Below are 15,338 nucleotides of genomic sequence, written 5' to 3' on the forward strand. Positions count from 1 at the left end.
TCGCCCGGCGCGGTGGCCGAGCGCAGCTCGCGGCCCGAAGGCCAGTACCCGCAGAGGGATTTGTTGCGATCCTCGCCCGGCGCGGTGGCCGAGCGCAGCTCGCGGCCCGAAGGCCAGTACCCGCAGAGGGATTTGTTGCGATCCTCGCCCGGCGCGGTGGCCGAGCGCAGCCTGCCGACGTACACCGCACCATCGGGCACCCGCCCGTGGTTGCGATCCTCGCCCGGCGCGGTGGCCGAGCGCAGCGCGGCTGCTGGCGATCGGCGCCGGATGGTACGGCGGGTTGCGATCCTCGCCCGGCGCGGTGGCCGAGCGCAACTCAACCAGGGTGGCGCCGGTGGCCAGCTCGACCACCTGGTTGCGATCCTCGCCCGGCGCGGTGGCCGAGCGCAGCAGCCCCGGACCAAACCCCGGGACCGGACCCCGGACACGACGGTTGCGATCCTCGCCCGGCGCGGTGGCCGAGCGCAGCCTGCTTCGCCCAATACCAGCCGGGCACCATGTAGCTGTTGCGATCCTCGCCCGGCGCGGTGGCCGAGCGCAGCTGGGCACGACGAAAAACCCGACGGCGGCGCCGATCAGTTGCGATCCTCGCCCGGCGCGGTGGCCGAGCGCAGCGCCGCGAACCTGTCCGCGCACATCCGGGCCGAGCTGGTGTTGCGATCCTCGCCCGGCGCGGTGGCCGAGCGCAGCCGCCATATCGGTTCGACGATGTTGCGGTACAGCCAGGTGTTGCGATCCTCGCCCGGCGCGGTGGCCGAGCGCAGCTACCCCGGCGCGTACAGCGTCCGCGCGGCCGACGCCGTTGCGATCCTCGCCCGGCGCGGTGGCCGAGCGCAGCGAGCACCAAACGATGAGCAGCAACAGGGAAGACAGCCAGTTGCGATCCTCGCCCGGCGCGGTGGCCGAGCGCAGCACCTACCCCCGCCGGGCAACCCCGGGCGGCTCTTCGGCTTGTTGCGATCCTCGCCCGGCGCGGTGGCCGAGCGCAGCAACCTCGACCTGTACGTCGGCGCCGGAGGATGGGACGTTGCGATCCTCGCCCGGCGCGGTGGCCGAGCGCAGCTCCGATCGGGGGGGATTGGGCGCTGTGAGCGGCGAGTTGCGATCCTCGCCCGGCGCGGTGGCCGAGCGCAGCGGCCTGGCGACCGGTGCGGTTGTGTGGTCGATCTACCAGTTGCGATCCTCGCCCGGCGCGGTGGCCGAGCGCAGCGTGAGGGCGGCCAGCTCCTGGCCGGCGTGGCGGAGTGGGTTGCGATCCTCGCCCGGCGCGGTGGCCGAGCGCAGCACCCCAGCGAATGGCGGCCGGTGCTGGCGGTCACCGAGTTGCGATCCTCGCCCGGCGCGGTGGCCGAGCGCAGCCCCTTGCGCACGCGCTGTTTCGGGGTGATCAGCCGGACGTTGCGATCCTCGCCCGGCGCGGTGGCCGAGCGCAGCCAAAATCCGAGGTTGGCGTCACCGGACTGGCCTGCGTTGCGATCCTCGCCCGGCGCGGTGGCCGAGCGCAGCCCGCAGGGGACAGCATCACCGTGCCGGACACCGCGACCGTTGCGATCCTCGCCCGGCGCGGTGGCCGAGCGCAGCCCCGACGCACGATGCGGCGGTGGCTCGCCGGCGAGGGTTGCGATCCTCGCCCGGCGCGGTGGCCGAGCGCAGCAGCTCGTGAGCAGCAAAGATAGCGATTTGATGATGCTTGCTCCAGCCGCAGATGGTCCGATTTGCCAATTCAATCCGCATTTCGTGGTTCGGAACCTCCCAGGGATTCCGCAGTCACTCTGGGTTCCTAGATCAGCAAGTGCTCTCGCGGACCTTACGGTTGAGCGGCTTCGGCGAGGCACTGGAGCAAAGTTCCGTGGGCAAACCGACCCGGGGACCGCAGCTCCAGCGGTCACCCCGACCACCTAGGCGCCAGAACCCAACTCCTTCATGGACCAGCGCCTACGCCACTCGTGGTCCTGTCCCAGGCCACGAACACGAGTCCTCCGCAGAGTCCCTTCGAGTACCCCACGCAGGGGGACGGTAATTCGTCCCCGGCCGCCTAATCGAGTAACCCGCGCAGGGAGCCCGTAAGGCTGGCGAGTCTCTCGTCGGCTCGGCGGCGGCGGTGTTTGATCCATTCTTTGCCTTCGGCGGCGACGCCTTCAAGCACGTGGAGGGTGTGATTGAGCCCGGCGGCGTCGAGCGACAGCTCTGCGATCTTGGTGGCGTTCTCGTCGTGCTGGAGCGCTTCGTTGTCGGGTTCGCTTACTCGGATGGAGATGGGGTCGCCGTTGAAGAGCGTCAGTTCGAAGGTTGGCTGTCCGGTAGCGATGCCGTCGATCCGGACGGCGGCGACGGCGTCGAAGCGGTAGTTGAGTCGCTGGGCGGTGTGACTCGTGGCGGTCTGAAAGTCGAGATCGATGTTGGCTTGCCGTACGCCGTCGTCGGTGAGCAGGAACAGCAGGAGCCGGTAGCGGGAGTATCGCCATGGCCCCTGCGGATATCGGGCCCGCTTGCATGATGGTGCTGGCGCCTCGATGAAGGCGTGGGCGATAACGTGGCTGGGTTGGAGTCGGTACTGTCGCATGGCCCGGTCGACCAGGACTTTACGGTCGCTCTCCAGCCAGGCGGCCATCTCGGTGTCTGACGGCTTGTCGGACAACTTGTGGCACCACCTGTGGTACGCCTCCCAGCGGGCCGCGTCCTCGTCGTCTCGTTCCGCCTGATCGTCGGTGACTCTGCGCCACTCGGCGATGATCCGGAACGAGGAGCGCACAGCTGGCACCGCGGATACGGCGGCGAGCAGCAGCCACCCGGTGCCGGGCAAGGGGGCGCTGGCCATGACGCCTGGTGCGGTCGAAAGGATCCCGGCGATGAGGAGGACCAGCCCTCCAATGTGGAGGATTCTGGTTCTGGTGGAGATTCGCAGTCGCTGGCGGAATGCGGTCAGTGTGTCTTCTTCCCACTGCCTCCGGACGTCGCCCACCAGGTAGCGGACGAGCCAGGCGACTCGGTCGACGCTGATGCGCTGTTCGCGGTAGAGCTCGACCACCTCGTCGCGGAGGTGCCGCTGGATCCCTGCGGTCTGAGCCCGCCAGTAGACCCGGTCGGTGTCCTGCGGGACGTACCGGCTGAAGTAGCGGTCGAAAAGCCGGTCGACCTTACGAGCGAAGCCCCTCGGTGCCCCTTCTCTCCGCCGCTGCTGGGGTGGCCGAATCTGCGCCTCCTTCGCGCGCAGCCGCGCCCGGCGATAGTGGCGGTCCGCACCGCCGACGCAGAAGGCGCCGAGCCCGATCAGACCGACGAGCAAACCGAGCAGCGGGCCGAGCATGCCGCGTGCCGCTACCAGGATGAGCAGCTGCACCACGGCGAGGACGAACACGGCAGCGCCAGCGCCGGCGCGCAGCCAGTCGCGTAGCGCAACAGCAGCCGGTTGGACCGACAGGGTCCGAGGCTGCGCGGGTTTGGGATGGAAGAACTTCCAGATCCGGTTGAACCGGTCGCCCTCCGTACGCCGCGAAGCAGCTAAGGCGACGGACTTCCGCCATAGCTCTTCTTGCATCGCTCCTTCGAGCAGCGCCTCAAGGTGGCCGTATATCGTGTCGCGTTGACGCCGGCTCAGCGCGTCGATTTCCTTGACCACGAGATCCGTCTCGGCGGCGCGGACCGGCTCCAGCAGGCGGCGGATCACCCTCAACCCCGCCGCCCACTGGTCATGGTCGTCGAGGTGGGGCAGGCTGGCGCAGATAGCGGTGAGGCGATCCAGTTCCTCGGGGGCGAGCTGACGCAGGGTACGCCCACTCAACAGGGCAATGAGCCGGTAGAACTGGACCTCGGTGGTGGCATACCCGCCGGCGACCGCCTTCTCGATGAGCGTACGTGCCTGATCACGAACTCGCGCGTCGAGATACTTCAACGCGAAGGCGAACTGCTCCTGTGGACTCGGGTCAGGCGGCAGCCGGTAGAAGTTGATGTCACCGTGTACGACGCCTGCCTGCACGTCAACGTGCGCGTTTCCTTGGGCGACGTTCGTTGTCGAGGTCGTCACGACATGCCCCGCACCACGGCGATGATCGCCGCGATCCGCGTCGCCAGCTCAGACACGTCGGCAACCAGACCGCGTAGCCGCTTGAGCGCGACCATCAGGCCACTGTTCTTGGGGGGTGCGTCCGCCTCAACATAGTCCGTTGCCTTCTCCAGTTCCGACTCCGCGGCGGCGTAGGTTTCTTCGTCCAACTTGCCGTCGAGATGGGCCTGCTTGAGATGGGTTCGCAGGTCAGCGATGCTCGCTGCCAGGTCGACCGGTTGCTCGACGTCACCGCGGACGGTGACGTTGCCGTAGATCTGCCCGGCCTGCACCCCAACGCGGGCGTTCCCGCTGGCGATGTTGCGGTTGGTCATCGGCATCGTGCGGCTCCCGTCCCGGACCGCGCCGTCTCGGCTGGCCGGCCCGTCGATGATGAGTTCTCGCGCCAAGGCGACGGCGAACGCCGCAGCATGACGTGCGGCCTTCGGTTGCCAGCTCTGTCCGTCGGTTGTTGCCTTGCTGCCATCGGCGTGGTCGCTGATGCCCCGCACGACCACCACTGGCAGGGCACGGTTGAGATGGCCTGCCTGGGCTACCCCGGCAGCTTCCATCTCGATCGCCACGGCGTCGTTGTAGTGCTGACGGATCCAGCGGGCTTGTTCAGAGACCCCCGAGTCTTGGACCACCTCTCCCGCGGCAATCGGCCCGAAGTGGACGCAAGGCGCCACATCTGCGGGAAGACCGCGACGCCACGCAGTGGACCTGGCGACGTGCTGGGCGATCTGGTCGGCATCGTGCGGGATCTCCCACGCTTTCGGCCGGGCCTTCAGGCCGTCGTCCTCGCTGGTGCCACCGTGGTACGCGTAGATCTTGCTGGCGACGACGACATCGCCGAGGCGAATGTTGGGCCACAGGCCACCGGCGACTCCCACGAACAGCACTGCGGCCGGAGAGAACTCGGCCATGGCCCGCTCTGCGAGTACCGCAGCCGGATGGTTGCCTTTGCCGACCAGCCCCAGCGCGACCCGGCAGTGGCTCTGCCCGAGCCGGCCGACCTCGAACCGGGTGCCGGCGGGGTGCCGGCGCACCCGAACGTCGGTCAGGTGTTCGTGAACCGCCTCGTACTCAAGGTTCAGCGCCGTGAGGATCACGACGAGACCACTGTTCATGCTCACGCTGTCTCCTTGTCTGCCTGGCCGCGGGGTCGGATCATCGGAGGGTGCAACGTCGCGCGGGGCCCAGGGCGGAACAACCGAGCGGGACGCCCCCCTTCGGTCTTGCGAGTCGGGCCAGCAGGGACGATGAACCCCTCCACGCTCTGCACTTTCCGGTAGAAGTTCCGCGGATCCAGCCGCATGCCCCACACCGCTTCGTAGACGTCCTGAAGCTCCGCGATCGTGAAAGTCGGACCACAAAAGGCGGTAGCGAGCGCCGAGCGCTCCAACTTCTCCCGCGCCCGGTCGACACCATCGGACAGGATCTGCTCATGATCGAAGGCGAGTTGCGCGTCACCGGCTAACGCCTGCGCCACCGGGATCCAACAAGCCCCGGAGGCGTCGGTGCCGGCAACCGGCTCAGGTAGCCGAGGGGCGATGGCCAGGTACGCCGCGGAGACAACCCGACCTCGGGGGTCACGATCCGGCGCTCCGTAGAAACCGAGCTGTTCGAGGTGCAATTGATCCGGCCCCAAACCAGCCTCCTCGGCAAGCTCTCGATGGGCGGCTGCCACCAGGTCCTCCTTCTCGTGGCCGAGGAAACCGCCAGGCAGAGCCAAAGCACCCTGAAAGGGCTCGATACCGCGCTCGATCAACAACACATGCAGGCGGGAGCTCCGCAACGTGAGGATGACGAGATCCACCGCAACAAGAACGGTCGGCGGAACCCAACGATCGTCAGACACGAATCGACCATAGGCTTACTGTCACAGTGACAGGAAGTCATCAGAGTGTCGGATTTCAGCGGCCTACGCGTCAGCTGAGGGCCTTCGACGCCTGATTACGCCGGATCTGCGATCCGCGCCCGGCGCACTGGCCGGGCACAGCGCGGCGAACCCGTCGATGGTGCTCGCCTCTGGATGCCATTGCGATCCTTTCCCGGCGCGGTGGCCGGGCGCAGCGGTGAGACGTGTCCCGCAGGTCGTAGGTCTGCCACTCGTTGCGATCCTCGCCCGGCGCGGTAGCCGGGCGCAGCGTATGTGTCCTCGTCGGTCATGACGAGCCGGGCGGTGTTGCGATCCTCGCCCGGCGCGGTAGCCGGGCGCAGCCTCCATCTTGGCAGTGTTCTTCTTGCGCATAGCATCGTTGCGATCCTCGCCCGGCGCGGTAGCCGGGCGCAGCGGCAACCTTGTCCGGGTAGCAGTTTGATCACGTAACGTGTTGCGATCCTCGCCCGGCGCGATAGCCGGGCGCAGCGGGGCCTGCCCGCGTGAGTGCTCGCGGAGCGAGCTAGGTTGCGATCCTCGCCCGGCGCGGTAGCCGGGCGCAGCGCGCCTGCGTGCTGCTGGCGTTGGCTACCACCCGGTTGTTGCGATCCTCGCCCGGCGCGGTAGCCGGGCGCAGCGCCTGATCAGCAACCGGTCGTTGTTCGTCATGCTCGCAAAGCGATCCTCGCCCGGCGCGGTAGCCGGGCGCAGCGCGCTGCTGGGTGCCGCCGCAGGTGACCCCGTTGACCGAGGCGATCCTCGCCCGGCGCGGTAGCCGGGCGCAGCGCCCGTCAGCCCGCACGACGATGGCCCCGCCGCTTTCCCGGGGGCGATCCTCGCCCGGCGCGGTAGCCGGGCGCAGCGCGACGGCGGTCAAGGTCAGACAGGTCGTGCGAATCAGTGGCGATCCTCGCCCGGCGCGGTAGCCGGGCGCAGCGCGAGATGGACCACGCCGCCCGAGCCCACGCCGCCCGCGCGATCCTCGCCCGGCGCGGTAGCCGGGCGCAGCGCGCCGAGCGCGACGACGAGACTCTCCTGCACACCCTCAACGCGCGATCCTCGCCCGGCGCGGTAGCCGGGCGCAGCGCTCTCCACCCCCTTGGGCTCTCCGGTCGAGCCGGAGGTCGCGATCCTCGCCCGGCGCGGTAGCCGGGCGCAGCGCCGGATGGGTTCATGTCCGTGCCTGTCTCGTCGGTGGTCGCGATCCTCGCCCGGCGCGGTAGCCGGGCGCAGCGCAGTTCGTGAACAGTGAAGATAGCGATTCAACGATGCTTCCTCCAACCGCAAACGGTCCGATTTGCTCACCTCGTCCATATTCTGCGGTTCGGAACCTCCCAGGGATCCGCGGCCACTCCAGGTTCCTAGATCAACAACTGCTCTCCCGGGCTTCACGCCTGAACGGCTGCGGCAAGGCACCGGAGCAGAGTCGCCAGGGGCGACCTGTCGCCTCCGGGCCTGCTGATCCAGCGGCAATGCCGACCTCACATTTGCCTGCAGAACACTAATCCTTCGTGAACTTGGAAACTCCGGTCGATGCCGCTCGTTGTCGTGCCGCAGGCCGCGAACGCGAGTCGGCGATGGGGCTCTCCGAGCGCCCAGGAGCCTTGGCCGCAAGTTGACCCGACCGAACTGGACCGGGCCAACAAGAACCATCATGCGCAACCGTTACGCGAGTGGGTGTGGCTCGTTGGTCAACGCCGCCAATGCCCGTGCGACCTCCTGCAGCGTGGCACGGACGTACGTGGCGGTGGTGCCGGCGTTGCTGCCGCTGTTCGCGTGTCCGGCGTACTCGCGGGCCACCGCGTAGCCGAAGTTCCGCTCGACCCACGTCAACGTGGTGTGTCGCAGCCAGTGCGTGCTGATCTGCTGCACATACACCCACGGCAGATGCTCCCCGAGACGCACCCACAGGTGGTCATAGCGCCGTCGAGTAATTGGCCGCCCATCGCGGTACCGCAGCAGCTGCCCGGTAGGCGGGGCGTGCCGGTCGTCGGCGTGTCGTTGCAGGTGCCGCATCAGCGTCGGTGAGACCGGCTGCCACCGCGCCGTGTCACCTTTCTCCCGCAACAGAATCAGGCACTGCTCCGGATCCAGATCTACCGGCCGCAACGCCAACGCCCCACCCCGCCGACACGCCGTCTCCGTATGCAAACGCAGCAGCAGACTGTCCAACACCGGGTCATCCCCGGTGCTCGCCGCGATCTCGTTGATCTCCGCCAACCGGCTGTCCGCCACCGCCCGCCGGGTACTCGGCAGGCGACGTGGCTTGGCCACCTTCGCCGCCGGATCATCCGCCGCCGCAAGATACCCGTCGGCCACCGCCCGCTTGTACAGGCACCGCAACGCCGCGATCAGATGCTCCACCGCACTACGCCCACCCCGCGCGTTGCGTCGGGCCACCACGCGCGCCTTAACGTACTCGCCGAGCTGTTCGATCTCCGAGGGCGTCGGCTCGTCGAGGCGCCGCTGCCCCCACTGCTCCACCACCCGCTTCCAGTACGAACCGTAGGCCCGCCGAGTGCCGGCGCCGACCGCCGCCGATACCACCGGCACATACTCCGCGAACGTCGGCGCTGGGGGACGATCCGTTGGCGCGTCGACCAGCTCGGCCGCAGAGATACCCATCCGCGCCAACAACAACCGCGCCGCGTCCAACTCCGCCTGGCTCGCACCAATCACGACACACCGCCACCGAGGACCGTGGCGTGGGCCCGGTCGACGAACGCGTCCAACGCCGCTACCGAGCACACCACCAGCAGTCCCACCGCCGGATCCGCCACCAGCAATAGACGCTCGCCCACAGCGAGCCCACACCAATGCCGCACCGCGGCAGGAAGCCGCAGATACCCCTGACCGGTCAGCCCGAAGCAACCCTGACCGTCAGCCCGCACGACGACGGCACCGCCGCTTTCCCGAATGTCCAACCGGGTACCTGGCTTCCAGCCGAGAGCACGAACCACCGCCCGATCCCGCACGCGACCGCTGCCCTCCAAGGCGACAACCCCGTACGCCCGGCTACACCGACGAGGCTCCGGCAGCGACGACAACGGCAACGGGCCACGACGCAACCCACCACCCGACGCGCGCTCGACTAGCTGCCCGGGGTCAGACAACACCACCGGCGGGATCACCAGCCCCGGCGAGACATCAACCACGGCCACCACCACCCGGAACCACACGGGCGGGGACCATTGACGAAAAGAAGAGACTCGCGTGGTCAAGCATGCTTGACCACCAACACGTAGAGCTGGGCGCAAACGCCGCGTTTTTGTGTCCGAGGGGGGACTTGAACCCCCACGCCCTATACGGGCACTAGCACCTCAAGCTAGCGCGTCTGCCATTCCGCCACCCGGACCTGCCTGTTCAGCCTACCGTGCCGGCCTCGGTGATCCCATCACCGGTAGGCCGCCCGGCGGACCGCACGGGGAGTTACTGTACACGCCTCAGGTGGATCATGCACATCGGTACCGGGCACCTTCGGCCTCCCTAGCAGGGGGGTTCACGGCGGGCCTTTGGCGGGTGTGTGCGCCGGGTAGCGTCGAGGCGCCCGTACCCGGCAGCATGGGCCCCGTGCCCCACGCCTCTCCCCTGGCCGTCGCCCAGCAGCGGGCTCTCGCGCTGCGCGGTGCGGGTAATCTCGCCGCCGCCCGTGACCTGCTCACCGACGCGGTCGAGTCCGCCCGGCCGCCGTTCGGTAAAGATCATCCGGACGTGCTCAGCACCGCTCATCTGCTGGCCAGGTTGCATCGGGAGGCGGACGATCCGAGTGCGGCGCGCCGGGTGCTGGAGGAGGCGTTCGCCGCCGGGGAGCGCCGCTGGCCACATGCCGATCCGTTGATGTTGGCGTTGGCCTTCGAGCTGGGGTCCGTCGCGGACGAGCTGGGCAATCGCCACGAGGCGCGCCGCAACTACACCCGCGTCGCCGCCGCCGGCCCCGCCGTACTCGGTGCTGACCATCCGGCGGTACGCACGGCACGGGACTATCTTGGCGACGCCGCTCCCGCTCCTCAGCCCGCGGTCTCCCCTGCCCCTGCTCCCGGCCCCGCGAGCCAGCCGGCCCGCGGGGCGTTGGACGAGCCGACGGTGTCGCTGGCCGTGCTCTCCACGCTGTGGAAGCCCCACGACGCGTCGACCGCGACGGAGGTACGTCCGGCTTCGCCCTCCTCACCACCGCCCGCGCCGTCCGGGGAGCTACCGACGTCCGGTGGTCCGGCAGCGGGGATCACCCCTCCGGCGTTCGGCGTGACGCCCGGTTCCGCCGTGCCGATGTCACCGGGCGGTCGCGGTCCGGTGTCGCCGATCTCGGGCGCTTCCGGCGGAGAGGACTTTGCGCCGGCACCACCGCAGATCCCGCCGCCCCCCAGCCTGCCGCCAACTACGGTCTCGCCGGGCCCACCACAGAACTCCCCGCCCGCCCCGCCTCCACCAGCCATACCCATGGGCGCACCTCAGGTTCCGCCACCGCCCGTACCGGTACCACCCGTACCGCCACCGCCCGTACCGGTACCGCCCGCCACCGGTTCGCCCTTCCCAGGGCAGGTCCCGCCGCCACCCACCGTGCCGCAGGCGCGGGCGGCCTTTCATGATCAGGTCGCGTATCCGGTCGTGCCGCCGGTCGGCCCCGCCCGGCCGGCTGCTCCGGTGCCAGCCACGCCGACGGTGCCGTCCGCTCCGCTGTCGTCTTCGGTCACGCCGCCGAGCGGGCCCATCGGCGACGTTCCGGTCTCGTCGCCGCCCGCCTCGCCTGCTCCGTCGCGTGCCGCGCCATCGACCACGCCGCCCGGTCCGCCGCCGAGCGGATGGGCTCCACGTCAGCGGATCCACGAGGAGGAGACCGGCGTGCTGTCGCTTCCGCCGGCGGCGACGGACGCGCCGGCGGAAGCCGGGCCGGCGGCGGACGGGCCGGCGGCGACGGGTGCCGAGGCGGATCCGACCGGGCACCCCGAGTGGGCCCGGCCGACCATCCAGGTCCAGCAGATCGGGCCCCTCCTGGAAGAGGAAGCGGCGCGGGCCGGCCGCCCGCCGCAACCATCGGCATCGGCGGCCGGCACGCCGTCACCGGTGGCCGCACCCTCAGCCCTGCCAGCGGCCGTCGCCGGACCGTCGGCCGAGGGGCAGCCGAACCCCGCCCAGCCGGTCAACGGCCCACCGACCCCGGACCACCCGGTCAGCGCACCACCGGTCAGCGCACCACCGGTCAACGCTCCGCCCACCAGCGCACCACGGGTCAGCGGACTCCACGGCAGCGCACCATCAAGCAGCGCACCACCGATGAACGCATCCCCCGTCGGCACGACGCCACCAAGCAGCGCTCCGCCCATCAGCTCACCGCCGGTCAGCGCACCATCGAACCCGGCCCAGCCGGCCAACGCACCCTCGGTCAGCGGATCACCGGTCAGCGCCCCGCCCATCAGCGCCCCGCCCATCAGCGGACCACCCATCAGCGGACCACCGCTCTACGCATCGCACATCAGCGCACCACCAAGCAGCGCATCATCCGTCAGCGCACCACCAAGCAGCGCGCCGCCGGGGGCCTACGCACCGCCGTCGGCGACCTCACCGGCCAGTCCGACGGCTGGTCCGTACGACCTGACCGCGCCGCTGCCCCAGCCCGGTCCGGCCAGCGGGCCACCCGCCTACGCACCGCCCACCAGCGGAGCGCCCACCAGCGGACCCGCCAGTTACGCACCGACCAGCGGAGCGTCCTACCACGGTCAAGGGCCCGCCCCCTACGGCTCGCCGGCCGGGCCCTCCCCCTACCAGCCGGGCGGCGGGTTGCAGCAGCGCGACCCGCGACTGCCGAATCCGGGTGAGGGTGTCCGGCCGCCGGGGTCGCACCCGCCTCCGCAGGGTTCACCGGTCCACCCGTATGCCGGCGGTCACGGCGCGCCGCCGCCGTCGGCCCCGCCGCAGGCCGCACCACCGGCCTGGGGGCAGCCCAAGCCCCAGGGACTCGTCCCGGCGTACCAGGGGCCCCTGGCGATGCCGGCGGCGGAGCCCGCGCCGGGCCGCAGCCGGGTGGCGATCGTGGTGGCGGTGGTGGCGGTCCTGGTCGCCCTGGCCGCGGTGGTCGGGGTGGGACTGTTGATCCTCGACCGGCGGTCCGCGCCTCCGTCGGCACCGGCGTCCACCCCGGGGGCGGTGGGACCGCCTCCGGCGAACCTGACGATGCGCGACGACACCACGACCATCACGTTGACCTGGACGGACCCGTCCGACGGTCTGGTGCCGTTCATGGTGGCCGGTGGGCGGACCGGTCAGACGCTCGGGATGATGGCCACGGTGGACCCGGGGAAGACCAGTTACACGGTCAACGGGTTGAGCACCCGGGTGAACTACTGTTTCGCGGTCCTCGCCGTCTACGACACCGACCGGTTCGCCACCTCCGACCAGGTCTGCACGTCGCGGTAGGCCGGCACGACCGTCGACGGTGGGTCCCGATCGGACGGTCGTGGCGGGACACGCCGGCGACACGCCACGGTGGGTATCCACAGGCGGACGGTGCGGGTTCCCGGGGTCAGCAGCCTGACCATATGATGGCTCCCGGCTTTGAGACTGTCGGGAAGCCCCGGGGCGAGCGAGGCGGAGTCCGGGCGGCGATCCGGCAAGGCGGCGAGTGGTCCGGATACAACACCGGTATCCGGACCACTCTCCAACGCCGCCGGTCGTCGGCTGGGAGCGCCGCAGCCGCCGCGAGGTTTCCCGACAGTCTCTCCGGGGAGGGGTCGCCGTACGGGGGCGCCACCTGCCGAGACGACACGGGAGGCTGCCGGCTGTGGCGAGCATCGACGAGGCCGTTCCGACCCGCACCGCACGTTCCCGGTCCCGGGTACGCGGTGGTCTGGTCACCGTCGGTACGGTTCTGGCGCTGCTGGCCGCGATGGGGCTGACCGTGCTCGGTCTGGGCTCGGCGGACAATGCGGTGGCCAGCTACGACGCGAGTTCGTGGTTGTGGAGCGCGGCGCGCAGCGAGTTGGCGCGGGTCAACGGGGTGACCGCGCGGGTGGACACCCGCATGGAGGTGCCGTCGGCGCGTCGGCATCCCATGCAGGTGACGCAGACGGACCGGTTGCTGGTGCTGCGGGATCTGAACACCGGTCAGATCAGCGCGTTGGATCTGGCCACATTGCAGATCACCGCGACGACGCCGACCACTCCCGGGCTGGGTGTGAGTGTGGCGCTGCACGAGGATGCGGCGTTCGTGGTGGACGCGGTGCAGGGTGTGGTGCGGCAGTTGGATCCGCGGTCGCTGGCCCCGGTGGGTGAGCCGGTGCGGTATCCGCCGGGGATCACCGGTGGCGCGTTCGACGGCGCGGGCCGCCTGTGGGTCGCCGTGCCGGCGGAGGGCACGGTCTCGGCGATCACTCCGGCGGTGCTGCCGTCGGAGGCCGCGGAAGGGCCGGTGGGCTCGCCACGGGTGGAGTCGTACGACGTCGCCGAGGCGAGCCACGAGCTGGTGGTCTCCACGCTGGACGACGGTGTGGCGGTGCTGGATCGCACGGCCGGGGCGCTGGTGACGGTCGTTGGTGGTACGACGCGACGTACGGCGTTGGCCTCCACGTTGACCGGGCCGGGCATCCTGCCGGTGCGGACCAGCGGACCGGTGGTGCCGGTGACGGTTCCCGGGCAGCGGCAGGTGCACGCGATCGGCGACGGCGGCGAGGTGCGTTCGTTCACGGTGCCGGGCGAGGGTGACCGGCTCGGTCCGGCGGTGGCCTGGGCCGGGCGGTTCTACTGCGCGGACGAGGCGGCGGGCACGGTGTACGCGTTCGACGCTACGGGTCAGCTGACCGACACGATCCGCGGCAGGTGGCGTGGTCCGCTGGAGCTGGAGGTGCGGGAGAACTACCTGTTCATCAACGCTCCGGACGCGGCGACCGCGCGGGTGGTCGACGACTCGCACCAGGTTCGGGAGGTCGACAAGTACGCCAACGACATCCTCGGCGGTGACCCGCCGCCGGAGCCTCTGCCGCCACCTCCCCCGCCGCCGAAGAAGCCTCAGGTGAGCAAGCCGGGTGCGCCGCGCAACGTGACGGCGGCGGCCGGCGACGCGCAGGCCAGGGTGAGCTGGCGGCCGGCGGCGGCCAACGGTGCGGAGATCATCCGGTACGTGGTGGAGGGTGCCGGACAGCGGCTGGAGGTGGGCGCGAACCAGCGGTCGGTGGAGGTCACGGAGCTGACCAACGGTGAGACCTACCGGTTCTCGGTGCACGCGGTGAACGCCAAGGGCGCCGGGCCGGCACGGACCAGCAACCCGGTGACGCCGACGGCCGACGTGCCGGACGCGCCGACCGAGGTGACCGCCGAGGCGCGGGCCGACGGCACGGTGGTGGTGAGCTGGCCGGCGGCGAACGGTCAGGGCAACAAGATCGCCCGGTACGCGGTGTCGGCCACCTCGGCCGGCACGAACGCCCCGGTCGGTGAGGCGACCGGCACCGAGCTGGTCGTGAAGGCCGGTGAGCTGGAGTACGGCACGCAGTACGCGTTCACGGTCGTGTCGGTCAACGACAAGGGCGCGGCGTCGGAGGCGTCGCCGGTGAGCAACACGGTGGTGCCGTTCACGGTGCCCGGTGAGCCGCTGGAGCTGCGGGCGAGCACGGTGGCCGACCAGCCGGGGACGGTGGCGGTGCAGTGGTCGCCGGCGGTGGCCAACGGTCGGCCGGTGACCGGTTACGTGGTGGACGTGGGGGGCCGACGCAGTGAGGTCACCGACACCCAGGCGACGGTGAACGGCCTGGGTGACGGGCAGAACGTCACGGTTCGGGTCCGGGCGGTCAACGAGGCCGGTGAGGGTGCGGAGGCGACGACGACGGCGCGTACGGTGGCGGCGCCCCGGGTGACGGTGACCGGCTCGTCGGCGACCGCGACGGCGGCGACGGTGACGTTCACCGTGGACGCCGGTGGTGGTCAGGCGACCTGCACGTTGTCCCGGTCGGGTCAGCCGGCCAAGAGCGGCCCGTGTTCGAGCATCACGATGAGCGGGTTGTCGCCGGGCACCAGCTACACGTTCACGGTGACGGCGACCAACGCCGCGGGCAGCGGAACCGCCACCCGGGCCCAGCAGACCGACGCCCTGTACGGCGTCGCCACCTGCAACAACGGTCCCGACGGCGACCAGCGCACCTACTGCGACCGGGACCGCGACGGCCGCAACGGCAACGAGATCTTCTCGGTGCCCCAGCAGGACAACGACCGGCAGGTCGGCTGGGCGAAGCCGGGCACCCGACTGAAGGCGTACTGCAAGGTGCGGGGCACGAACATCGACTCCTGGATCTACAACGACAACAAGCAGAGCACCTGGTGGGTGCAGGTCGAGTACAGCGGACGTAACTACATCCCCTGGGCCTGGCTCAACCTGGAGGGCGGGGACGACATCAACGTCCTGCCCACCTGCTGATCCACCCAGGCGAG

At 70.4% G+C, this 15,338-nt stretch carries 7 protein-coding genes, 1 tRNA gene and 2 CRISPR repeat arrays; of the genes, 2 read left to right on the top strand and 6 right to left on the bottom strand.

All coding sequences use genetic code 11. The features are described 5' to 3' along the window. The first annotated feature begins 62 nt into the window (after positions 1–62). Positions 63–1,657: direct repeats of the CRISPR family, unit length 37 nt; unit sequence GTTGCGATCCTCGCCCGGCGCGGTGGCCGAGCGCAGC. A gap of 381 nt (positions 1,658–2,038) precedes the next feature. The 6 genes from SM447_RS22110 to SM447_RS22135 all read right to left on the bottom strand — a co-directional run bounded on the left by SM447_RS22110 (position 2,039) and on the right by SM447_RS22135 (position 9,282). Beyond that, the gene (locus SM447_RS22110) at positions 2,039–4,027 is read right to left on the bottom strand and encodes a hypothetical protein (RefSeq protein WP_474574757.1); all 1,989 of its coding nucleotides are present in this window, start codon (positions 4,025–4,027) and stop codon (positions 2,039–2,041) included. Further along, positions 4,024–5,181, bottom strand: coding sequence for a 5'-methylthioadenosine/S-adenosylhomocysteine nucleosidase family protein (locus SM447_RS22115; protein WP_474574758.1), 1,158 nt, complete (start codon positions 5,179–5,181; stop codon positions 4,024–4,026). Before SM447_RS22115 ends, SM447_RS22110 begins: the two co-directional genes overlap by 4 nt. After that, complete coding sequence (locus tag SM447_RS22120) at positions 5,178–5,906, bottom strand: NUDIX hydrolase (RefSeq protein WP_474574759.1); 729 nt, start codon at positions 5,904–5,906, stop codon at positions 5,178–5,180. Before SM447_RS22120 ends, SM447_RS22115 begins: the two co-directional genes overlap by 4 nt. Before the next feature lie 108 nt (positions 5,907–6,014). After that, positions 6,015–7,163: a CRISPR direct-repeat array (repeat unit 36 nt; unit sequence GCGATCCTCGCCCGGCGCGGTAGCCGGGCGCAGCGC). Between the two features lie 429 nt (positions 7,164–7,592). Beyond that, positions 7,593–8,606, bottom strand: coding sequence for a tyrosine-type recombinase/integrase (locus SM447_RS22125; protein ID WP_474574760.1), 1,014 nt, complete (start codon positions 8,604–8,606; stop codon positions 7,593–7,595). Beyond that, positions 8,603–8,728 carry a hypothetical protein gene (locus SM447_RS22130; RefSeq protein ID WP_474574761.1) on the bottom strand — a complete coding sequence of 42 codons (126 nt, stop codon included), beginning with the start codon at positions 8,726–8,728 and terminating at the stop codon, positions 8,603–8,605. Before SM447_RS22130 ends, SM447_RS22125 begins: the two co-directional genes overlap by 4 nt. A 470-nt stretch (positions 8,729–9,198) precedes the next feature. After that, positions 9,199–9,282: transfer RNA gene (locus tag SM447_RS22135), tRNA-Leu, on the bottom strand. A 215-nt stretch (positions 9,283–9,497) separates the two neighbouring features. Between SM447_RS22135 and SM447_RS22140 the strand changes: the two genes are divergently transcribed. Further along, on the top strand, positions 9,498–12,338 hold the full coding sequence (locus tag SM447_RS22140; protein WP_474574762.1) for a tetratricopeptide repeat protein: 2,841 nt from the start codon (positions 9,498–9,500) through the stop codon (positions 12,336–12,338). Positions 12,339–12,711: 373 nt separating this feature from the next. After that, positions 12,712–15,324 carry a fibronectin type III domain-containing protein gene (locus tag SM447_RS22145; RefSeq protein WP_474574926.1) on the top strand — a complete coding sequence of 871 codons (2,613 nt, stop codon included), beginning with the start codon at positions 12,712–12,714 and terminating at the stop codon, positions 15,322–15,324. Positions 15,325–15,338 lie beyond the last annotated feature (14 nt).

This window comes from Micromonospora aridisoli, assembly GCF_056150025.1.